This is a genomic window from Corynebacterium sp. HMSC072D12 (genome assembly GCF_001813925.1).
In the GTDB taxonomy this organism is placed as follows: Bacteria; Actinomycetota; Actinomycetes; order Mycobacteriales; family Mycobacteriaceae; genus Corynebacterium; species Corynebacterium aurimucosum.
Window position 1 is genome coordinate 43,316 of the sequence record NZ_KV814412.1, and the last position, 20,370, is coordinate 63,685.

At 61.4% G+C, this 20,370-nt stretch carries 17 protein-coding genes and 4 pseudogenes; 14 read left to right on the forward strand and 7 right to left on the reverse strand.

Features of this window, described 5'->3' with window-relative positions:
- The first annotated feature begins 52 nt into the window (after positions 1-52).
- The 3 genes from HMPREF2943_RS08700 to HMPREF2943_RS08710 are packed head-to-tail and all read left to right on the forward strand — an operon-like array spanning position 53 to position 2,897.
- Positions 53-1,249: a thiolase family protein gene (locus HMPREF2943_RS08700; protein WP_070711351.1), complete on the forward strand. Its 1,197-nt coding sequence runs from the start codon at positions 53-55 to the stop codon at positions 1,247-1,249.
- Positions 1,250-2,017 (forward strand): enoyl-CoA hydratase/isomerase family protein, encoded by a 768-nt coding sequence (locus tag HMPREF2943_RS08705; RefSeq protein WP_070444651.1) that lies wholly within the window; start codon positions 1,250-1,252, stop codon positions 2,015-2,017.
- A 28-nt stretch (positions 2,018-2,045) separates the two neighbouring features.
- Positions 2,046-2,897, forward strand: a complete 852-nt coding sequence (locus HMPREF2943_RS08710; protein ID WP_070444649.1) for a 3-hydroxyacyl-CoA dehydrogenase family protein — start codon at positions 2,046-2,048, stop codon at positions 2,895-2,897.
- A 33-nt stretch (positions 2,898-2,930) separates the two neighbouring features.
- On the opposite strand, the gene HMPREF2943_RS08715 is transcribed toward HMPREF2943_RS08710, so the two are convergent.
- Entirely contained in the window at positions 2,931-3,338 is a 408-nt protein-coding gene (locus HMPREF2943_RS08715; protein ID WP_070444647.1) for a PaaI family thioesterase, read from the reverse strand.
- A gap of 102 nt (positions 3,339-3,440) precedes the next feature.
- Here HMPREF2943_RS08715 and paaZ point away from each other — a divergent pair, with 102 nt between their 5' ends.
- The 5 genes and pseudogenes from paaZ (at position 3,441) to HMPREF2943_RS12705 (ending at position 9,451) form a co-directional block, all read left to right on the forward strand.
- Positions 3,441-5,519 carry a phenylacetic acid degradation bifunctional protein PaaZ gene (paaZ, locus tag HMPREF2943_RS08720; RefSeq protein ID WP_070444645.1) on the forward strand — a complete coding sequence of 693 codons (2,079 nt, stop codon included), beginning with the start codon at positions 3,441-3,443 and terminating at the stop codon, positions 5,517-5,519.
- 60 nt (positions 5,520-5,579) lie between these two features.
- Positions 5,580-7,280: an FAD-binding dehydrogenase gene (locus HMPREF2943_RS08725; RefSeq protein ID WP_070711352.1), complete on the forward strand. Its 1,701-nt coding sequence runs from the start codon at positions 5,580-5,582 to the stop codon at positions 7,278-7,280.
- Between the two features lie 27 nt (positions 7,281-7,307).
- On the forward strand, positions 7,308-8,591 hold the full coding sequence (locus HMPREF2943_RS08730) for a hypothetical protein (RefSeq protein ID WP_070711353.1): 1,284 nt from the start codon (positions 7,308-7,310) through the stop codon (positions 8,589-8,591).
- A gap of 496 nt (positions 8,592-9,087) precedes the next feature.
- Positions 9,088-9,279: pseudogene (locus tag HMPREF2943_RS12735) on the forward strand (hypothetical protein); the annotation flags it as partial.
- A 46-nt stretch (positions 9,280-9,325) separates the two neighbouring features.
- Positions 9,326-9,451, forward strand: coding sequence for a hypothetical protein (locus tag HMPREF2943_RS12705; RefSeq protein WP_256380933.1), 126 nt, complete (start codon positions 9,326-9,328; stop codon positions 9,449-9,451).
- A 68-nt stretch (positions 9,452-9,519) separates the two neighbouring features.
- On the opposite strand, the gene leuS is transcribed toward HMPREF2943_RS12705, so the two are convergent.
- Positions 9,520-12,363, reverse strand: coding sequence for a leucine--tRNA ligase (leuS, locus tag HMPREF2943_RS08740; RefSeq protein WP_070711355.1), 2,844 nt, complete (start codon positions 12,361-12,363; stop codon positions 9,520-9,522).
- 187 nt (positions 12,364-12,550) lie between these two features.
- Between leuS and HMPREF2943_RS12740 the strand changes: the two genes are divergently transcribed.
- Positions 12,551-12,823: a type II toxin-antitoxin system Phd/YefM family antitoxin gene (locus tag HMPREF2943_RS12740; protein ID WP_168166187.1), complete on the forward strand. Its 273-nt coding sequence runs from the start codon at positions 12,551-12,553 to the stop codon at positions 12,821-12,823.
- The gene (locus HMPREF2943_RS08745) at positions 12,823-13,218 is read left to right on the forward strand and encodes a type II toxin-antitoxin system VapC family toxin (RefSeq protein ID WP_083315668.1); all 396 of its coding nucleotides are present in this window, start codon (positions 12,823-12,825) and stop codon (positions 13,216-13,218) included. The genes HMPREF2943_RS12740 and HMPREF2943_RS08745 overlap by 1 nt, the downstream gene beginning before the upstream one ends.
- A gap of 17 nt (positions 13,219-13,235) precedes the next feature.
- Here the strand turns inward: HMPREF2943_RS08745 and HMPREF2943_RS08750 are convergent, their stop codons facing one another.
- A complete protein-coding gene (locus HMPREF2943_RS08750; protein ID WP_070711356.1) occupies positions 13,236-13,619 on the reverse strand; it encodes a zinc ribbon domain-containing protein YjdM in 384 nt (127 codons plus the stop codon).
- Positions 13,620-13,734: 115 nt separating this feature from the next.
- Here HMPREF2943_RS08750 and HMPREF2943_RS08755 point away from each other — a divergent pair, with 115 nt between their 5' ends.
- Positions 13,735-14,343 (forward strand): CueP family metal-binding protein, encoded by a 609-nt coding sequence (locus tag HMPREF2943_RS08755; protein WP_070711357.1) that lies wholly within the window; start codon positions 13,735-13,737, stop codon positions 14,341-14,343.
- A 416-nt stretch (positions 14,344-14,759) separates the two neighbouring features.
- On the opposite strand, the gene HMPREF2943_RS08760 is transcribed toward HMPREF2943_RS08755, so the two are convergent.
- Both HMPREF2943_RS08760 and HMPREF2943_RS12410 read right to left on the reverse strand, forming a co-directional pair.
- Complete coding sequence (locus tag HMPREF2943_RS08760; protein ID WP_083315670.1) at positions 14,760-15,218, reverse strand: Fic family protein; 459 nt, start codon at positions 15,216-15,218, stop codon at positions 14,760-14,762.
- Between the two features lie 114 nt (positions 15,219-15,332).
- The gene (locus HMPREF2943_RS12410) at positions 15,333-16,049 is read right to left on the reverse strand and encodes a helix-turn-helix domain-containing protein (RefSeq protein WP_141756102.1); all 717 of its coding nucleotides are present in this window, start codon (positions 16,047-16,049) and stop codon (positions 15,333-15,335) included.
- A gap of 115 nt (positions 16,050-16,164) precedes the next feature.
- Between HMPREF2943_RS12410 and HMPREF2943_RS08765 the strand changes: the two genes are divergently transcribed.
- From HMPREF2943_RS08765 to HMPREF2943_RS12745, 3 genes and pseudogenes are all read left to right on the forward strand, one after another.
- Positions 16,165-18,693 carry a hypothetical protein gene (locus HMPREF2943_RS08765; RefSeq protein ID WP_070711393.1) on the forward strand — a complete coding sequence of 843 codons (2,529 nt, stop codon included), beginning with the start codon at positions 16,165-16,167 and terminating at the stop codon, positions 18,691-18,693.
- 29 nt (positions 18,694-18,722) lie between these two features.
- Positions 18,723-19,373 (forward strand): MOSC domain-containing protein, encoded by a 651-nt coding sequence (locus tag HMPREF2943_RS08770; RefSeq protein WP_070444626.1) that lies wholly within the window; start codon positions 18,723-18,725, stop codon positions 19,371-19,373.
- Between the two features lie 434 nt (positions 19,374-19,807).
- Positions 19,808-19,897 (forward strand): annotated as a pseudogene (locus tag HMPREF2943_RS12745) (aminoacyl-tRNA hydrolase); the annotation flags it as partial.
- 54 nt (positions 19,898-19,951) lie between these two features.
- On the opposite strand, the pseudogene HMPREF2943_RS12235 reads toward HMPREF2943_RS12745, so the two are convergent.
- Together HMPREF2943_RS12235 and HMPREF2943_RS12660 are read right to left on the reverse strand one after the other, a co-directional pair.
- Positions 19,952-20,211, reverse strand: a pseudogene (locus HMPREF2943_RS12235) (HigA family addiction module antitoxin).
- 34 nt (positions 20,212-20,245) lie between these two features.
- A pseudogene (locus HMPREF2943_RS12660) lies at positions 20,246-20,350 on the reverse strand (type II toxin-antitoxin system RelE/ParE family toxin); the annotation flags it as partial.
- Positions 20,351-20,370: the final 20 nt, after the last annotated feature.

Here is a 20,370-nt window from a genome sequence, read left to right on the forward strand (position 1 = left end):
TCCAGACCTTCTAGAACACACGACAGCTAACCCACCACAGCTAAGGAATCACATGACTGCATACCTGGTATCCGGCTTCCGCACCCCCGTGGGCCGCTACGGCGGCACACTATCCTCGGTTCGCCCAGATGACCTCATGGCCACCGCAATCAAGAAGACGGTGGAGGAGGCCGGACTCGACCCCTCCGCGGTGGATGAAGTCATCATCGGCAACGCTAACGGCGCCGGCGAAGAGAACCGCAACGTTGCTCGCATGTCCTGGCTGCTCGCCGGGTTCCCGGACACCGTACCGGGCATCACGGTCAACCGCCTGTGCGCTTCGGGCATGTCCTCGATTGCCCTGGCCACCGCCCTCGTGGAGTCCGGCCAGGCGGATATTGTCATCGCCGGTGGCGTCGAATCCATGTCCCGCGCCCCCTGGGTCATGGAGAAGCCAAACAAGCCTTTTGCTAAGCCAGGCCAGGTTTTTGATACCTCCATTGGCTGGCGCTTTGCCAACCCGAAGTTCGCGGAGCAGGAGAAGATGACCTACTCCATGCCGGAGACCGCCGAGGAGGTGGCCAACGTCTTTGGTATTAGCCGCGAGGACGCCGATTCCTTCGCAGTGCGTTCCCAGGAGCGCGCGCTCGCTGCCATCGAGGCCGGCAAGTTTGCCAGGGAAATCGTGCCCATCGAGGTCACCGACCGCAAGGGCAACGTCACCGTCGTCGACACCGACGAAGGCCCCCGCCCGGGCACCACGATGGAGGTCTTGGCCAAGCTGCGCCCGGTGACCTCCCTGGGTGACGTCACCACAGCAGGTAACGCCTCTTCGCTGAACGACGGCGCCTCCTGCGTCATTGTCGCCTCCGACGAGGCCCTCAAGAAGCACAACCTGACCGCCCGCGCCCGCGTGGTGGCCAACTCCGCACGCGGTGTGCGCCCAGAGATCATGGGCACCGGCCCCATCCCGGCTACCCGCGACGTGCTGGAGCGCGCCGGCTGGGAGCTGGACAGCGTGGATGCCGTCGAACTCAACGAAGCTTTTGCCTCCCAGTCCGTCGCTTGCATCCGCGAGCTGGGCTTGGATGAGAACAAGGTTAATACCTGGGGCGGCGCCATCGCGCTGGGCCACCCGCTGGGTTCTTCCGGTTCCCGTATCACCTTGACCCTGCTCAACCGCCTGGAAACGGACGGGTTGAGCCGCGGCATCGCCACCATGTGCGTGGGTGTGGGCCAGGGCACCGCAATTGCGATTGAGAGGGTCTAAATGACTACTGCCATTGAGATTTCGACGCGCGGTGAGAATGACGAGATTGTCCTCGCCAAGCTCAACCGCCCCGCCGTCCGCAATGCCATCGATGAGCAGATGGTGGCGGAGTTCCACGAACTCTGCGCGCAGCTCGAGTCCGATCCCCGCATCCTCATCATCACCGGCTGCACCGTGGATACCCCGAAGGGCCCCCGCGGGATCTTCGCCTCCGGGGCGGACATCGCGCAGCTTCGTGAGCGCCGCCGCGAGGACGCCCTCCGCGGCATCAATTCCGGCATCTTCCACCGCATCGCCTCGCTGCCCGCCCCCGTCATCGCAGCGGTGGATGGCTACGCCCTCGGCGGCGGATTGGAGTTGGCCTTAGCCGCCGACTTCCGCGTGTCCACTCCTTTTGCCAAGTTTGGCCAGCCTGAAGCCGGCCTGGGTATCGCTGCCGCCGCGGGTGCCACCTGGCGCCTCAAGGAGTGCGTGGGCACCCCGCTGGCGAAGGAGATTCTGCTGGCCGGGCGCATCCTCAACGGCGAGGAGGCGCTGGCCAATCACCTGGTCAGCGAGCTGCACGAGCCGGATGCGCTGGTCGACGGCGCCCTGGCACTAGCCGAGCGCATCGCCCAGCAAGATCCATTGGCCGTGCGTTTGACTAAGCAGCTCATCTCTATGCCTGATGCAGCGCACCCGGCGGTGGACAACATCGCCCAGGCCGTGCTTTTTGAGTCCCCCGCCAAGTTTGAGCGGATGCAGGCCTTCCTGGACCGCAAGAAATAAACCTTCCACCCACAAGGAGAATCAACTCATGTCCTCAGAACTGCAGGTTCCTGCCAAGGTCGGCGTTCTCGGCGGCGGCCGTATGGGCGCGGGCATCACGCACGCCTTTCTCGCCGCCGGCGCGTCCGTGACCGTAGTGGATATCAACGACGACGCCGTGGCCGCCGCTCGCGAGCGCGTGCACAAGGCCATCCGCGGCTCCCTCGACCGCGGGGCGGACGGCACCTTCGAATCCTGGGATCAGCGTCTCAGCTTTTCCACCACCGCCTCCGCCTTCGCCGGCTTCGACCTCGTGGTTGAGGCAGTTCCAGAATCGATGGATCTCAAGGTGGCCGCCTTCCGGGATATCGCCGAAGCGGCCCCAGAGGCTGTCGTCGCCACCAATACCTCCTCACTGTCGGTATCGCAGCTGGCAGAAAGCATCCCCAACGACGTCATTGGTCTGCACTTCTTCAACCCGGTCCCAGCTTCCAAACTGGTGGAAGTGGTTGTTGCCGAGTCCACGCCGGAGGCGCTCGTGGACACCGCCAAGGACTGGGTCGAGGGCTTGGGCAAGACCGCGGTGGTGGTCAAGGATGCCCCCGGCTTCGCTTCCTCCCGCCTCGGCGTGGCCATCGCGCTGGAGGCCATCCGCATGGTGGAGGAAGGCGTGGCCTCACCGCGCGATATCGACAACGCCATGGTGCTGGGCTACAAGTTCCCCATCGGCCCGCTGGAGCTGACCGATATCGTAGGCCTTGATGTGCGCCTCGGCATCGCCGAATACCTCGAATCCCAGCTAGGTGAGCGTTTTAGCCCGCCGCAGCTCATGCGCGACATGGTCGCCCGCGGGGAGCTGGGCCGCAAGTCCGGCAAGGGCTTCTACGACTACTCCGAATAAGCCGCACTCCCCCTCCACTATTTCCTAGCGCTCCTACTTCTTGTCCTTCGACGCCACGAGCGCGTTAGTGATGCGCGCCGTACACAGCCTCCTCCCCTCGTCATCTGTAATGATGATCTCGTGGGAGCACAGCGTCTTGCCCAGCTTGATGGCGGTGGCCGTCGCCGTGACCAGACCCGCGCGCCCGGAAGCGTGGTGCGTTGCGTTGATGTCCACGCCGACGGCGACCTTGCCCAGCGTCGAAGCGTGAATCACCGCCGCCCAGCTACCAACGGCCTCCGCTAGGCACGCCATGGCCCCACCGTGGAGCAGCCCGAAGGACTGGGTATTGCCCTCGACCGGCATGGTGGCCACCACTCGCTGGGCCGACTCTTCCAGGATTTCAACACCCATCTTCTTGTCCAGCTCACCCAACTGAATCTTCCATACCTCTGCGGTCATGCCGTACTCCTTACTTAATCCTAGAAATGTGACGCAGACTATACTAGCCTGTATTTACTGACCAACCGTTCGGAAACTAATGGAAAGGCCAAACTTTTCGCTATGACTGAAGCCCTCGTCCCCAGCTACCTCTCCGGCCAGTGGCTCACCCCGGACAACCCCTCACGCGTCGCTGACGTGCACGATGCTTCCACTGGAGAAGTCATCGCTCGAGTCAGCGCCAAAGGCCTCGACATCGCCGGCGCCATCGACTACGCCCGCAGCACCGGGCGCGAAGGCCTCCAGAAGCTCACCTTCCACGAGCGCGCCCTCAAACTCAAGGAGCTGGCGATCTACCTCCAGGATCACCGCGAAGAGCTCTACGAACTGGCCAACAAGGCCGGCGCCAACAAGCGCGATAATTTCGTCGATATCGACGGCGGCATTTCCACCATGTTCACCTTCTCCTCGAAGGGCCGCCGCGAGATGCCTAATTCCACCGTCATGCCGGACGGCGAGGCAGAGGTCTTTTCCAAGGACGGCTCCTTCATCGGCCGCCACATCTACACCTCCATCCCTGGCGTAGCCGTACAGATCAACGCCTTCAACTTCCCCGTCTGGGGCATGCTGGAGAAATTTGCCCCGGCCTTCATCGCGGGCGTGCCCTCGATTGTTAAGCCCGCTACGCCGACCGGCTACATCACCGCGGCTTGTGTTCGCCTCATGATCGATTCCGGGATCCTGCCGGAAGGCAGCCTGCAGCTCATCTCCGGCTCCGCCCGCGACATGTTGGATCACCTGGACTACCGCGATCACGTGGCCTTTACCGGCTCTGCCGATACCGCGAATACCCTGCGCGCACACCACAACGTCATCGAGGGCGGCATCCAGTTCAGCGCGGAGGCTGACTCCCTCAACGCTGCCATTCTGGGTACCGATGTCACCGCGGACTCCCCGGAGTTCGAGGCCTTCGTCAAGGCAGTCTTCGGCGAGATGACCTCGAAGGCGGGTCAGAAGTGTACCGCCATCCGCCGCGCCATCGTCCCGCATGCGCTTGTCGACGCCACCATTGAAGCCCTCAGCGCACGCCTGCGCGACAAGGTCGTCGTGGGCGATCCGCGCGATGCCTCCGCCACCATGGGTCCGTTGGTCTCCGCGGATCAGAAGCAGGACGTCGCGGAGGCCGTCGAGAAGCTCAAGGCCGGCGGCGGCGAGGTAGTCTACGGCGGCGAGGAGGCCGAGGGCGCGTTCTTCAACCCCACTATCCTGCGCTTTGCCGATAATCGCACCCCAGCGGTCCACGACACCGAAGCCTTCGGCCCCGTCGTCTCCTTCCTGGGTTACGACTCCCCCGCCGAGGCCATCGAGCTCGCCGCCCTGGGCTCTGGTTCGCTGGTTGCCTCCGTTATTACGCATGACCCGCAGCTGGCACGCGAGTACGCACTCGGCATTGCTGCCCACCACGGCCGCCTGCATTTCCTTGACCGTGATGATGCGAAGACCTCGACCGGCCACGGCTCTCCCCTCCCGCACCTCGTCCACGGCGGACCGGGTCGCGCCGGCGGCGGCGAAGAACTGGGTGGTGTGCGTGGCATCCTGCACTACATGCAGCGCACCGCTATTCAGGGCACCCCGGATCACCTCACCGCCATCACGGGCCAGTGGCACCGCGGCGCGGCCGTGCAGCGCGTGACCCGCGCCGACGTGGAGAATGGCCAGGGCACCCACCCCTTCCGCAAGGACCTGGCTACGCTACAGATCGGTGACCAGTTCGCCTCCGACCTGCGCCACGTCTCCCTCGAGGAAATCCTCGAGTTCGCGGAGAAGACCGGCGATACCTTCTACGCCCACACTGACGAGGAGGCCGCAACGGCCAATCCCTTCTTCCCGCGCCGCGTCGCACACGGTTACCTGCTGGTCTCCTGGGCTGCGGGCCTCTTCGTGGAGCCTGCGCCGGGCCCGGTCCTGGCCAACTATGGCCTGGAGAACCTGCGCTTCATTACGCCGGTCACCTATGACGATTCCATCCGCGTGGAACTGACCGCCAAACGCATCACCCCGCGCGTGACCGATGACTACGGCGAGGTCTGCTGGGATGCCGTGCTCTACAACCAGGAGGATGAGATTGTGGCGACCTACGATGTGTTGACCCTCGTGGAGAAGGTGAACACGACCTACGCCGAGGGCACAGCCTCGGCGTAAAGATGATAATGTGCGAGCCAAGTCACACAATCGAGTCCGGTTTCTTTTATCATTACTGTCATGAAAGAAACTAACTTGGTCACTGGCTCCGTCATCATCGTCGGCAGCGGCCTCGCCGGCATGGTCGCCGGCTATGAGGCCCTCAAGGGCGGAAAGCACGTCATCTTCCTCGAACAAGAAAACCGCAATAACCTAGGCGGCCAGGCCTTCTGGTCCCTCGGCGGGCTGTTTTATGTCGACTCCCCCGAGCAGAAGATGATGCGGGTCAAGGACTCCGAAGAATTGGCCTGGCGCGACTGGGCCAACTCTGCCGACTATGACCCAGTGACCGAGGATGACCGGCACGATTTTTGGGGCGCGAAATGGGGCCGCGAATACGTACGCTTTGCCGCTAATGAGAAACGCACGTACCTCAAAGGCCTAGGCCTCAACGTCCTACCCACCATCGGCTGGGCCGAGCGCGGTTCGGGCGATGCCTCCGGCCACGGCAACTCCGTCCCGCGTTTCCACCTCACCTGGGGCACGGGCCCGGAGGTCGTGCGCGTCTTCCGCGAGCCGCTCCTTAAAGCAGAAGAACAAGGCCAGGTCGAATTCCATTTCCGCCACCGCGTGGACGAGCTCGTCGTCGAAAACGACGACGCTGGCAGCCCGCGCGTCGTCGGCGTGCGCGGCAGCGTCCTCTCCCCCACCAGCCAGCCACGCGGTGAGGCGAGCTCGAGAGAAGTGGTCAAGCACTTCGAGCTGCGCGGCTCTGCTGTCGTCATCGCCACCGGCGGCATCGGCGGCAACCTGGACAAGGTCCGCCGCATGTGGCCGACGCAGCGCTGGGGCGAATGCCCGGAGGAACTGGTCACGGGCGTTCCCGCGCATGTCGACGGCCGCGGCATAGACATCGCCCAGCAGGCGGGCGCCTCCGTGGTCAACACCGACCGCATGTGGGCCTACACCGAGGGCATGACCAACTGGAATTCCATCTGGCCCGGCCACGGCATCCGCATTATCCCCGGTCCGTCAGCACTATGGCTCGACGCCGAAGGCAACCGCCTGCCCACCAACCTCTTCCCCGGCACCGATAACCTTGCGGCCTTGGCCCACATTGGCCAGACCGGGCACGGTTACTCCTGGTTCGTGCTCAACCAGGCCATCGTGGACAAGGAGTTCATCTTCTCCGGCTCGGAGCAGAACCCGGATTTGACGGACAAGGAGTTCAAGAAGCTCGCCGGCAAGCTCGGCCCCGGCACACACGTGGCAGTCAAAGCTTTCATGGAGAACGGAATCGATTGGGTCGTAGAAGATAATCTGGAGGATCTCGTCGCCGGAATGAACCGCATTGCGCCTGAGGGCTCCCCCACCATTGAGGTACCCCAACTTAGAAAAGTCCTGGAAGATCGTGATTCCCAGCTGGATAATGCCTTCAGCAAAGACGCCCAAGTCAACTACCTCCGCGTTGCCCGCGGATTCTTAGGCGATAAGCTCATTCGCGTTGCTCCCCCACACCGCATCCTGGATGAAACCAAGGGCCCTCTCATCGCAGTACGTTTGAAGTTCCTCACCCGCAAGACGCTAGGTGGCCTGGAGACCAACCTGGACGGCCAGTGCCTCAATCCCGATGGAACGGTACTCCCCGGCCTCTATGCTTGCGGCGAGGCCTCCGGTTTCGGCGGTGGCGGCATGCACGGCAAGAATGCGCTGGAAGGCACCTTCCTGGGCGGGTGCATCCATTCTGGCAAGCGCGTGGGCGAAGCTTTGGCGCGCGAATAGCACGGTTTTCTAATACTGTCGGGCACTATGAACCTCGCTAGGAATGTCCGTATCGACGTGGAGAATCCTTTCTTCACCACGGCCCGCTTTGTCGCCGCCCCCGCGGAAGTCACCGTGGGCGAGATGATGATCATCGTCCACGCCGCGCTCGGCCTTGAGCCCTCTCACCCGGGAATCCTCGTGGTTGAGGAAGGCACGCCAATCGACGTCCTCACCATCATTGACCAGGACTTTTTCGAAACATTCCGGGAAGTAGCGCACTACCACCCCTCGGACGGCGCATGGAATATCAGCATCAGCGTGGCGGACACCTCGCGCGTCGTCATGGGTCTGCCAGCCCTCATCGCCGGTGAGGGTCCTGATCTCATGAGTGAGCTGGGCAGTGCCGAGGCGATGTTCAAGGTGGTCCTCGATGTCCAAGCGACCATGGCCTACATGGCTGTTCCTACCGACAGCATGGAGCGCATTTTCGCGCTCTTCCCCAACTACACACTGGACCAAATCCATCAGCGCCTCACCACTTTTTACCCGCCCGCCGTGGCGCAGCGCCTGGCCACCATGGGCACGGAGGCCGCCAACCTGGAAGGCGGCACCAAGCCCGCGCTGCCTGGAGATCTCCCCCTCGATCCTTTCCGCTCCACTCCCTTCGAGGACATCCCGGTGCCCTCCTCGGAGATGCTGGAGGAATGGCGCGCGGAAATCCACGCGGCCTACCCGGAGCTGCGGCCCGACTATGAGCTGCCGATGCTTGACGACGCCATCGCCGCCCACGTAGGCCAGCGGGTGCGCGAATACCTCGAGGTCATCGAAGAATTTCCACGCCTGACCGGTGCCGGTTACCTCAAACAGGCGGCCGTGGCACGCCTGAAAGAGGGCCTCAACAGCCCCAATGATTTTGATGATGTCAAGCGCGAGGACTACCACCAGCCGCTGCTGAACCTGCGCGGATTCCTCACGGACCTGGATTGGCTCAAGACCACAACGACGCAGATCAAGCTCACCAAATATGGCCGCAAGGCCATGAACGATCCGCTCTGGGCAACGCAGGTCATCATGCACAACATCCCTTATGCCTACGCCGAACCGGAGGGCATTCCTCAGCTCTCCTTTGAACTAGTCCATTTGTTCCGCGGGGAGTGGGAGTTCAACCCAGAATACGACTACACGCACGCCATCACCCGCGATCTGTTATTCACGCTCGGCGTCATCGAGGATGACTCCACGTTCCCTGACATCACCGATGGGTGCGAGGGCTTCCTCGGCGAGATCATCGCCAAGGTGCGCCAGGAGCTGAACCAAGAGCTGGATTAGCCCTGGTTCAGCCCCCTCCAGGCCGCATGCCGCTGCCTACAACTACCGCGAACAACTCACAACAACCTCGAAACAACTACAAACAACCAGCAACAACCCTTTTGAACTGCCCTTTTCCAACCGATGGGAGCGCTAAACCAGACACAGTTGGCAAAGTTGTTTAAGAGTTGTTTTTCGCGACACTCAAGCCTCAGAAAAACAACTTCCTGGGAAATGGATATCGAAGAGAGGTGAACCAGGCAAGGGATTTTTTGAAAATTCACGCTCGAGGGAATGCGCACGTCCATGTTTTGGACTCAAAGAAGGAGCGCCAACCGCATACAACCAGCAATTTTGAAAGAAGGAATGAGTATGAATTCCACCTGCAGAATTGGACGTACCGTCATTTGCGCCTTAAACCCTAAAAGTCGCGCCGCCCCGAAAATTACATATGGCTACTTAATAGAAGATAGCTTTTACTAATGGCATGGACCGTGACACGCGCAAGGCCACGGTCATGGATTTAGCCGATGAGCTGGGGAATTTAGTCGCGGTCTCCTCCGCCCTGGAGGAACAGCTCGGCGTGGGCCTTCCCCGCTTAGTCCGCACCATCATCGGGTTGGACGAATCCGCGGCGCGTTCCGCGTTTGCGGACATGATGGACGGCGCACGCCTGAACTCGGTGCAGCTGGCCTTCATGAACCAGATCATCGGCGGGTTAGTCCACAACGGAATCGTCACTGTCGCGGAGCTCTTTGAGAGCACCTTACGACGACTATGGTTCCCCTTTCGACGTCTTCGACGGCAACGTGGCCACCATCCACGACATCAAGGAGCGCCTAGAGCGCGCATTGAACACAGCGTGGATAAGGTGCCCCTAAGGCCGTTCCTGAGGCACCTCAGAGGCGGTGCCGGAGTAACCGCAGGAACGGCGCTTTCTTGGGGTGAGTTAGTTCACAACGAGGTTGACCATGCGGCCCGGGACGTAAATCTCCTTGACCACGTTCTTGCCCGCCGTCAGCTCAGCGATGCGCTCATCTTCCTTGGCAATACCCACGACGGTGGCCTGGTCGGCGTCGGCAGGCACCATCACGCGTGCCTTGACCTTGCCGTTGATCTGCACCGGAACCTCAATCTCGTCGTCGACGAGGTACTTTTCTTCGAACTCCGGGAAGGCCTCATAAGTGATGGTCTCCTCATGGCCGAAGCGCTTCCACAGCTCCTCCGCGATGTGCGGGGCAACGGGGGAGACCAGCTGGGCCAACGGCTCCACGGCGGCGCGCGGCGCGCCCTTCGGGTAGGCCTTGGTCAGGTAGTTGACGTACTCAATGAGCTTGGCCACCACGGTGTTCAGGCGAAGGTTCTCGTAGTCATCACGCACACCGGCGATGGTGCGGTTGAGGTGCTTCAGGTCATCCTCAGAAAGCTCTGCATCCGTCGTAGACAGCTCGCCGCTGTTCTCATCGACGGCTAGGCGCCACAGGCGCTGCAGGAAGCGCTGCGCACCGACGACGTCCTTGGTAGCCCACGGGCGCGAGGTATCCAACGGACCCATCGACATCTCATAAACGCGCAGGGTATCGGCACCGTAGTCGCGGCAGATGTCATCCGGAGCCACGGAGTTCTTCAGGGACTTGCCCATCTTGCCGTACTCCTGGTTGACCTTTTCATCCCCGTAGTAGAACGCGCCATCGCGTTCTACTACCTCAGCGGCAGGCACGTAAACACCGCGGGAATCGGTGTAGGCATAAGCCTGGATGTAGCCCTGGTTGTACAGGCGGCGGTAAGGCTCCTTCGAGGTCACGTAGCCCAGATCGAAGAGAACCTTATGCCAGAAGCGGGCGTAGAGCAGGTGCAGCACGGCGTGTTCAACGCCACCGACGTAGAGGTCAACGCCACCCGGATCGTTCGGGCCGTGCTCCTCTGGACGAGGGCCCGTCCAATAACGCTCGTTCTCGAGGTCGCAGAAGATCTCATCATTGGTCGGATCGATGTAGCGCAGCTGGTACCAGGAAGAACCTGCCCACTGCGGCATGACGTTGGTGTCGCGGTAGTAGGTCTTCGGGCCATCGCCTAGGTCGAGCTCGACCTCCACCCACTCGCGGGCCTTGGCCAGCGGCGGCTGCGGGGAGGAATCGGCATCATCCGGGTCGAAGGAGACCGGTTTGTAGTCTTCTACCTCCGGCAGTTCGATGGGCAGCATCGACTCCGGCAGCGGGTAGGCCTGGCCGGCCTCGTCATAGACGATGGGGAAGGGCTCACCCCAGTAGCGCTGGCGAGCAAACAGCCAATCACGCAGCTTGTACTGGATCTTCTCGCGGCCTACTCCTTGTTCCTCTAGCCACGGGATAATGGCGGCGATGGCCTCATCCTTGGACATACCGTTGATGTCCAGGGAATCGTTGGCGGAGTTTACGGCCTTGCCGGACTCCGTGTAGGCCTCCTTGGTGATGTCGCCGCCAGCGACTACCTCAGTAATCGGCAGGCCGAAGACGGTAGCAAACTCGTAGTCACGGGTATCGTGCGCTGGGACCGCCATGATGGCACCGGTGCCATAGCCGGTCAGAACGTAGTCCGCGATGAAGATCGGGACCTGCTTGCCGTTGACCGGGTTGGTGGCATAGGTGCCCAGGAAGACACCCGTCTTTTCCTTGTTCTCCTGGCGCTCCAAGTCGGACTTCGCGGCAATGGAGGCGCGGTAGGCCTCTACGGCCTCCTTCGGATCATCGTGGCCGAAGGTCCAGCGCTCATCCACGTCATCGTCATAAGGGATGGGGGAGAGGAGGGCATCGACAAGCTCATGCTCCGGAGCCAGCACCACGTACTCCGCACCGAAGAGAGTATCTGGTCGGGTAGTGAAGACGTCGATGTTGTAGCCCTCGGCGTGGAAGCTGACCTCCGCACCACGGGAGCGGCCAATCCAGTTGCGCTGCATGGACTTGACCTTCTCCGGCCAGTCCAGAAGCTCCAGGTCATCGAGAAGACGGTCGGAGTAGGCAGTAATGCGCATCATCCACTGCGACAAGTTCTTGCGGAAAACCGGGAAGTTACCGCGCTCAGACTTGCCCTCTGCGGTGACCTCCTCATTGGCCAGCACCGTGCCCAGGCCCGGGCACCAGTTCACGGTGGAGTTGGACAGGTAGACCAGACGGAACTCGTCGAGTGCTTTGCGCTGCTCTTCCTTGCTCAGGTCCGCGTAGTAGCGGCCGTCCTTGGTGGTGCGCTTGCCCACCTCAAGCTCCTTGATGAGCTCAGAAATCGGGCGCGCCTTCTGCTGCTCCTCATCGAACCAGGAGTTATAAATCTGCAGGAAGATCCACTGCGTCCACTTATAAAACTCCGGGTCAGTCGAGGCCACCGAGCGGCGTGGATCATGACCCAGGCCGAGAAGACCCAGCTGGCGGCGCATATTCTTGATATTCGCCTCCGTCGTGGTGCGCGGGTGCGTACCCGTCTGGATGGCGTACTGTTCTGCCGGCAGACCAAAGGCGTCATAGCCCAGCGTGTGCAAGACGTTCTTGCCCAGCATGCGTTGATAACGCGCGTAGGTATCCGTAGCGATATAGCCCAGTGGGTGGCCCACGTGAAGGCCCGCGCCGGAAGGGTAGGGGAACATGTCCTGGATGTTCATCTTCTCCGCTGGAAGTTCCTTACCCTCCTCCGCGAGCGGCCCAACTGGGTTCGGCGCATTAAAGGTGCCGTTATCCTTCCAGTACTGCTGCCAGGCACTTTCAATTTGCGCGGCGAGCTCCGGCGTGTAGCGGTGGGTGGTGTTATCGCTCGGGTTAGTCATGGTTAGACAGTGTAGTCACCGCACGGACATCTCCCCAGTTAGACCCAGGCAAGCCGCATTCTGCTCCGCAGTGCGGCGACGCGACTGTCGACGCCCCCTTGTTCTCCTTAGGCGGGGCCATTACAATCAACATTGTTCTACTGTTCTACATTTGGCGAACAGACAATCAGGAAAGGCGGTTGGAGCGATGACCAACATCTCTTTGCGCGAACTCAACCAGCGTTCTGGCCGCATAGTGCGCGAAGTCGCCGCTACAGGTCAAAGCGTGATCATCACTGACCGCAATCGGCCCATTGCTCGCGTAGTACCCATTTCGTCTCTAGATAGCCCCGTGGAGCAGTTAGTAGCTGCCGGAATCTTGAGCCACAACCCGAAGCCTTACTCACAGCCAAGCAACACAGACTATCTGCCTTCCGAGACAGACGTTGTATCACTACTAGATAGGGAAGACCGCTTGTGATGATCTACGTCGATACTTCGGCACTAGCGAAGTTGGCCTTACCCGAGCGCGAAAGCTACGAAGTCGCTGCACTCCTTGAAGGCCAACAACTGTTTTCTTCTGCACTCATTGACATCGAGTTATCCAAAGTGTGGCAGCGCAGTGGCCTCACCGGCACCGGTTACCGGAAGTTCACAGAGGGGGTCTCCAAGGTTGGCATCAACGATGAGGTCATTCGCCGAGCATGCTCTCTGACCGGAGTTCGCTCCCTAGATGCTGTCCACCTTGCGAGCGCCTGCCTCCTCCGTGACGCTGGCCTCGCGCTAGCCTTTTTCACCTATGACACGCAGCTCCACGCTGCTGCCCGGTCTCAAGGATTTACTGTCCTTCCCTCAGCCAGTGACGGCCACCATTGACGGTCGTAGAGGTTTCTCTAGACCTTCTTGACCACGGCAGGCTTGAGCTTCATCGCGCCAAATCCATCAATCCGCCAATCAATGTTGTGATCTTCCTGGCCGGTGCCGGCGTCGAAGTTCAAGCGGATGCCGCGCACCTTCGTGCCGGCCTTGAGCGGCTGCTGCGCGCCCTTGACCTTAAGGGTTTTGGTGATGGTGACCGTATCGCCGTCGGCAAGCGCATTGCCCACGGAGTCGACGATGGTCGGCTCGGTTCCTTCCGCGGCCGAGTCGCTGGCAGCAGCGTCGGTGGAGAACTCGTGCGCGCATTCGGGGCAGACAATCAGCGGCGGCATCTCGTAGGTGTACTCGGAGGAGCACTCGGGGCAAGGTGGCAGAGTTGTTCCTGCAGTATCAGTCATAAGGAACAGACTATCCCGCGTAGCGCAAAAAGATGATCCTTCTCTCATTCCATTGATGGATACCCCGGTGGGGTATAGGATTGGGTCAACACAATCGGACCCATTCGGAAGACTTATGAAACGCCTCATTTCTCTTGCTGCCGCCTGCGCCGCAGCCATCACCCTGTCCGCCTGCTCCACGGAGAGCCCCGTTCCGAGCGAAGCCTCGAAGAGCGCCGCTTCCAGCACCGACATCCAACAGGTACCCGCCGAGGAGATCCTCGCCGAGTTCGATCTCGAAGGGTTGGATGGCCCGGAGATCATCGACAAGTTGGACCGCATGCCCAAGGAGGAGCGCCCTAGCGATCTGCACGCCTCCGTATTGCCGAACGAGCTAGTCCTCACCGCCGAGCAGGGCCAAGCATCCCTGCCCTTGCCGGAGGACAAGTTCTACGTCTCCATCGCGCCGTACATGACCCAGACCCATGACTGCTTCAACCACTCACTAACAACCTGCACCGGTGAGCTCAGCAAGGAAGATATCCACGTCACTATCACCGATGACTCCGGAAAAGAGCTGGTCAACGAAGATACAACGACCTTTGACAACGGATTCATTGGATACTGGCTGCCCGCCGACAAAAAGGGCACCATCACCATCAAGCAGGACGGCAAGACCGGTGAGGTTCCCCTAGACACCACCGAGGAGGGCGCTACCTGCATCACCACCCTGCAGATGGCCTAATCCGCTCATTCATTCACCACGGTGAATCCCACGCCCTGGGGTTCACCGTTTGTCCTTTTATGGTGTCCACGCAGTGCTTGCCGACGTCAACAGTGTTCTGGGCAAGCCCCCTTACAGTCACTCCCTGAAGAACATCTCCGAGCAGGCTATTTCCCACGGCAAGTCCGCTGGTGTCGTCAGCTCTGTTCCGTTTAGCCACGCCACCCCGTCGGCGCCGGCTTCTTGGGCGCAGGCGTTGTGGCTGCCTTGCTCGGCGCCATCGCCGCGTTCCTGCAGTCTGTCGGCGTGGTCAAGGTTGACTTCTCCGCCCTGCAGAAGATGTTCCGCTAAGCACTACAGCACTATGCACTAAAGGATGCGCTGAGCATTCAGCCCCCACGTAGGCCTCCGCTTCGGAAGCGGAGGGCCTACTGCGCTTACTGGGAGGACTCCGCTAGGCAGTCGTACAGAAAATCCATCAGCGTTGTGGCGTCGTCAGCATGGAAGAGCTCATCGAGGGCAAGGTTGAACTCCAGCCGCCTAGCGTGGGGGATATTCAATGAGCTGTATCCATGGCTTAACAAGAGACCGGACGCCACAAGCCTGGCGGTCCGCTTATTCCCATCGAAATAGAACTGGCTACGCGTGGCTGAGCAGAAATAGGCCAACGCTTGCTCGACTGGGTTGTCAAGCCCTTGGAGGGAAACCAGCAAATCGGCATGGGCTTCACCCAATTCATCAGCAGGGTCGAAAGGGATGAACCCGCCATCCATGAGCCGCACTCCACCGCCGTCCCCCTCTGCGTCGCCTTCACCACGGAAAAGTCCGGCATCGAGCAACGTGCGGACTTCCGGGAGGGTAAACGTGTTTCCTTCCAGCGCGGCAGCGTTCCACACCAAGTCAGGAAGTTGCTTGGCTAATCGAAATAACGCACGGTCGGTCCCCAACTTCACAATGTGCGGCCGCTCATGGTGTTCCCAGCTCACTCGGCTCGTAGCTCTTCTCATCCCCTATGCCCCTCCCGCATGGTTTTCAGCGCACACATCAATAGCAAGCTGATGCGGTGACACGTAGTGTATTCCTAACTCTTTTCTTGCGCCCGTTAACTCTTCACCGGCGACGGGCACGAGGGTGATCCCTCCGGATACTGGCTCAGCACTGGCACGAATCCGCGTGGGTAATGAAGGCACGATGTCTGCTGGATTTGTGCACCAAATCAATGTTGATCGAGGTTCTCCTGCACCAGCGATATGCCCCGAGACTTGTTGAGCTGCAAAGGCACCCGACATCGCCCATGGTTGCCCGCTCGCATCAACCGCTGAGGCAAGCGTTATGGGATTCGCTGGTAAAAAATGGAGAGCGTCCTTGCGGCCGTAGGGGTTAGACGCCCACGCGGCCCGTTCAATGAGAGCCTGGCAGCTACCGCCGCCGGCCGGGGTGTCACCCCACTGCACGAAGCGGTCAATCCAGGCTTTAACGTCTGGCTCCTCACTTGCGAGATCCCCAAGAAGCACTCTGGCGGCTGTCGCGGCCGCGGCATCACTCATGCGGTGTACCTGTACGGAAACCTCGTATCCGAGCACGCGCATTACCTTCTCCAAGCCAGCCAAACTCGGTTGAGCTGTCTCACGCAACCACAGGTTGAGCGTATTTCGAGAGACCCCCGAACGCCGAGCCACTTCGCTCAGGCTCAGCGGGCTTTTCTTGAGGAGTTGTACTGGGTCCATAGCCCTACTATAGCCAGCTGTCCTATGCTTAGGACACCTGTCCTACCGTTAGGACAATCAAGCCCTCTACCAGCGACATGGCAACAGGACCCCGCCGTGTCCTATGATGAAGCAAATGAGCGCGGAGATTTATTCACTTCCCACAACGCCGTTGGTCACTACCGACATCGCCGAGCAGGGTCCCCGGATTTCACTGCGCCGGGAGAGCAACATTCTCATGCTGGAGCTGCCGGCTACCTATCCTGAGGCAGATCTGTCTGATCCTCGGTGGGTGGTCAAGTCTCACTTCATCGATCGCCCCCATTCGGTGCGCGAATTCGCCACCGAAGAACCGCTGGAAGTCGGCATCCCTGGGCCTTTTACCCGCATCGAGGTAACCCTGCGCGATGGCGATGAGGACCTCATCGAGACCGTCACCTTCACTGGCATCACCGATGAGGCGCCGTTCATCGTCTATGACCGCACCACCCTCATCGCGCCGCAGGGCACGCTCGAGGATGCTGAACCACTCGGCATCTGGGCCGGCTGGGAAGTGGGACCGCTACCGGATCAGGTGAGGGTACCGCAGAGGGAACCGGTGGACGTCGCCAAGCACGGCGATTTCGAGTGGGACTTCGACGTCGCCACCCTGCCCAACGCCCGGGGCCTCGACAACGAGCCCGTGTTCACCAAGTCGCCGCGCGTGCACCTCATTGCGGAAGGGGAGTGGCGCATCGATCTCACTTACGCGCCTCTCGGCGGCGAGCAGGAGGAGATTTCGGAGCAGACCTTCGACGCAGGCATCGCCGAGCCTTTCCCGGGTGACCTCTACGAAGACCCGTGGGTGGGCCGCTACAAGGTGTCGCTGTGGCACGACGAGCAGCTTGTCGACGTCCGCTTCATCTCCCTCGCCGAGGGCCTCCACATGCGCGCCACCAACGACGGCCCGCGCGGCATGGATTTCCGCATCATCGACGCCCTCGGTGCGCACTCGGCCTTCAGCTACACGCTGGCCTCCCCGCCAAAGAAGCCCATCGCACTGGAAAAAGGCCTGCGCACCTTCGAGGACACCGAGGTCTCGCGCCGCGAGGTCGTGGCCAGTGAGGCCGGCTATGAGCTGGAATTCGATGTCTGGCCCGAGGCTTTGTTCAGCCGCGTCAAGCGCATCGGCCTAGAGCCCACCGAGCACTCCGATAAGCCAGTGATTTTCGCCGGTCAGCTCGATCAGGACGACATGTTTACCGTCCACTCGCCACGCCCGCTGCCGCTGGCGAAGTTCGTCACCATCGACGGCCGCCAGAAAATCAAGGAGCTGGCGCGCACCTCGAAGACCACGCAGGCGGTCACCAGCCTCGCCGTCCCCAACGCCGCGCTGGCCAACGCCGTGCGCAAACAGCCAACGGCAGAGCTCTTCCTCATGTGGTCCACACTGTCCTACGAAGATTACCTGGACTCCCTCCCGGCGGGGGAGCGCGAGGCTCACCAGGCCCGCAGCTTGGAGCGGCGCATCGTCGAGTACGAAGCTTCCGCGTCCACCAGCCTGATCTATGCAGCGCTGGCCACCGTCCGAAAGTCCCCGTTCGTCAGCCGCGGCCTGCTTAATGGCGATGAAATCATCATTGAACAGAACGCAGAACCGCAGGCAGACTTAGTGGGCTGGGCCTGGCCATTGGCCGAGCCCACGGTGGCGCCTACCCAACTCACGCCCACCGAAGAGGGGTTTGAGCTGCCCGCCGACCTTGCTGAGCAGGGCTCGCTGCTTGCCGATGTCCGCGAGCTCCGCGCCTCCTCCAACCTCGCTGCCCCTGCACGCCCCTCCAGCGCCTCCATTGTGATCACGCCAGAAGGCTCACCGGCGGCACTCGCATCAAAGGACTGGACCCCGGAGCAGCTCTGGGACACCTTCCGCGCGCTCCACGTGCTCTCGCAGCGCAGCCCGAACCCAAAGCTGCAAGCGATGTTCGACAGCACGATTGACCGCCTACGCGCCCAACCGGAGGCCGCGGTCCACGCCCTGGCGCGCACCGGCGTCAGCGTCAACCAACAAGCCCGCTCGCTTGCGCGCACGCGCTTGTTCCACTCGCCGCTGGAGCCCACCGCCGAGTCCAGCGCCGATAGCTACCTGGATCTTCTCCTCGATCCTTCAGCCAGCGAGAACCCAGAGCTCACCGCCGTGCGCGAGACCGGCGCCGATGGCCTGACCCGCCCGATGCTGCTCAATGCTGCGACCATTCACAGCCCCACACCGCCCGTCGATGATCTGATGGGGGAGGCCGGCCGCGTCGCCGCGCTGCGCGAGTGCTTTGCCAACAACGGCGCCCTCGATGCGCTGGGCACCATCGAGCACCTGCGCAAGGACGCCACGGCACTGGCCTCGCTGGTGCAAAACGCGGGCGTTGACATGTCCGTCAGCCACACCCTCATCGCGTTGGGCGCCTTTGCCAGCGGTAACACTGCCGACGAGCTCAATGCCGCTGCCTGGATGCCCTATATTTCCTATGCCTTCGCCCTGGCCTCCCGCGCTGCGGCGAATGACATCATCATGGAAAGCCCCCTGCTCAAGGAGGACATGCCCATGCTTGCCGACGTCCTCCCCCTCGCCCCCCGCCTCTTCTTCTACGACCTCGTGACTGCGGAGGCGCTCTTCCACGATCGCGACCTGTAAGCCCGTGAGGTGTGCCACAATAGGTGAGCATGAAGGTTATCTCCACGAACGTCGCTGTCCGCCGCCCCGAGCCGCACGGGCGGCACGAGTACACGGGCATCGATAAGCAGCCACGCCCCCTCCTGGATCTGGAAATACCCGGGCCCAACTACGGTGACGGCTCTGGCGTGGTGGGGGATTCCATCGGTGACCACGCCCACCACGGCGGCGCTGAGAAGGCCGTGTATGCGGTGGCCCGTGAGGAGCTCGATTACTGGGAGGGCACGCTCAACCGCGTGCTGCGTGATGGCTACTTCGGGGAGAACCTCACCACAGAAGGGATTTCCTGGCCGAATATGCTGATCAACCAGCGAATTCAGGTGGGGGAGTGCGTGCTCGAAGTGTCTATCCCGCGCACGCCCTGCGCCACTTTCTCCGGTTGGATGGACGAGCCGGGCTGGCTCAAATCCTTCACGGAGCGCGGCGATTGTGGCTCCTACCTGCGCATCATCGAGCCTGGCCGCATCAAACCTGGCGATGAGATTACACTTATCGGCCGCCCCGACCACGACATCACCATGGGCATGGCCTTCGCAGCCAAGATGGGGGACAAGGAGCTAGCCCGGCGCGTCGTGGACGCCGGCTGCCTCGCCCCAGTCCACCACGAGCAGCTGGTTAAGCGCCTGCAGCCCCGCGACTAACTGCATTCCTTCTCCTCCACCTCCAACACTGCGCGGTGCAGCTATAGCCGCCATAGCTAACATTGAGCGCTTCAATGACAACAATTCTCATTGAGGTTGTCATTGATGTTCTCATTGCGCAGTTGACTTAGGCGACGGGCTTCGGCGTTTCCAGCCTCCACTGCATTTCCCCAGACCTGAAACCCGCAACCTGCAGGTCGGCGTCGCCAAGCGCTTGGCGACGCCCCACCACCCACCAGGAGGTTTCGGGATCGAGGTCTGGGGATTTGGCCGAGGTCAGCGCGGCCGGTCAGATGGGATTGTCATTGGCATTCTCATTGAGGCTACATTTCAGCCTTAAAGCCCGCATGTTTAAGAGTTATCCAACCACTCATTTGCTGTTTGACGACTGGATAGCCTCTACATGCCTCACTACGTTACCGAGAACTGGATCCCCGACGCAGAGCTCGGTGCGACGCCGTCTCGAAGCGAAAAAGCGGCGCTCGGAACTCAAGTCCACGCGACGGCGGCCCCAAATTCCCTAGTTCGAACCATCCGCGTGCATATCCTCACGCTGACGGACCTGGTTCGGGTAACCGCTACGCTGAGACAGCTTGGACCGGTTGAATCCGCTCGATTTCCGAGAGGATCTTGTCTTCCGCCACGTCCAAGTCATATTGAGCCTGTAACCCGAGTCAGAACTGGGGGCTCATTCCGAAGAACTTAGCCAAGCGAAGAGCAGTGTCCGCGGTTACAGCCCGCTTTCCGTGGACAATCTCGTTGATCCGGCGGGGCGGAACGCCAATGGAGACGGCGAGCTTGTGCTGGGTGATCCCATTTCCTTGAGAAAGTCCTCCATGAGGATCTCACCGGGGTGAACCGGAGGGAGCTTGTCAGTGGTAGTCAACGATCTCAACCTCCTCTGGCCCCGCGGCGGACCACCGAAAACAGATCCGCCACTGGTCGTTGATTCAAATGCTGAACTGACCCCGCCGATCACGTCGCTCCCGCGTTGGGT

Coding starts and splice junctions, on each gene's coding strand:
- HMPREF2943_RS08700 (WP_070711351.1), top strand. CDS start 53: ATGACTGCATACCTGGTATCCGGCTTCCGCACCCCCGTGGGCCGCTAC.
- HMPREF2943_RS08705 (WP_070444651.1), top strand. CDS start 1,250: ATGACTACTGCCATTGAGATTTCGACGCGCGGTGAGAATGACGAGATT.
- HMPREF2943_RS08710 (WP_070444649.1), top strand. CDS start 2,046: ATGTCCTCAGAACTGCAGGTTCCTGCCAAGGTCGGCGTTCTCGGCGGC.
- HMPREF2943_RS08715 (WP_070444647.1), bottom strand. CDS start 3,338: ATGACCGCAGAGGTATGGAAGATTCAGTTGGGTGAGCTGGACAAGAAG.
- paaZ (WP_070444645.1), top strand. CDS start 3,441: ATGACTGAAGCCCTCGTCCCCAGCTACCTCTCCGGCCAGTGGCTCACC.
- HMPREF2943_RS08725 (WP_070711352.1), top strand. CDS start 5,580: ATGAAAGAAACTAACTTGGTCACTGGCTCCGTCATCATCGTCGGCAGC.
- HMPREF2943_RS08730 (WP_070711353.1), top strand. CDS start 7,308: ATGAACCTCGCTAGGAATGTCCGTATCGACGTGGAGAATCCTTTCTTC.
- leuS (WP_070711355.1), bottom strand. CDS start 12,363: ATGACTAACCCGAGCGATAACACCACCCACCGCTACACGCCGGAGCTC.
- HMPREF2943_RS12740 (WP_168166187.1), top strand. CDS start 12,551: ATGACCAACATCTCTTTGCGCGAACTCAACCAGCGTTCTGGCCGCATA.
- HMPREF2943_RS08745 (WP_083315668.1), top strand. CDS start 12,823: ATGATCTACGTCGATACTTCGGCACTAGCGAAGTTGGCCTTACCCGAG.
- HMPREF2943_RS08750 (WP_070711356.1), bottom strand. CDS start 13,619: ATGACTGATACTGCAGGAACAACTCTGCCACCTTGCCCCGAGTGCTCC.
- HMPREF2943_RS08755 (WP_070711357.1), top strand. CDS start 13,735: ATGAAACGCCTCATTTCTCTTGCTGCCGCCTGCGCCGCAGCCATCACC.
- HMPREF2943_RS12410 (WP_141756102.1), bottom strand. CDS start 16,049: ATGGACCCAGTACAACTCCTCAAGAAAAGCCCGCTGAGCCTGAGCGAA.
- HMPREF2943_RS08765 (WP_070711393.1), top strand. CDS start 16,165: ATGAGCGCGGAGATTTATTCACTTCCCACAACGCCGTTGGTCACTACC.
- HMPREF2943_RS08770 (WP_070444626.1), top strand. CDS start 18,723: ATGAAGGTTATCTCCACGAACGTCGCTGTCCGCCGCCCCGAGCCGCAC.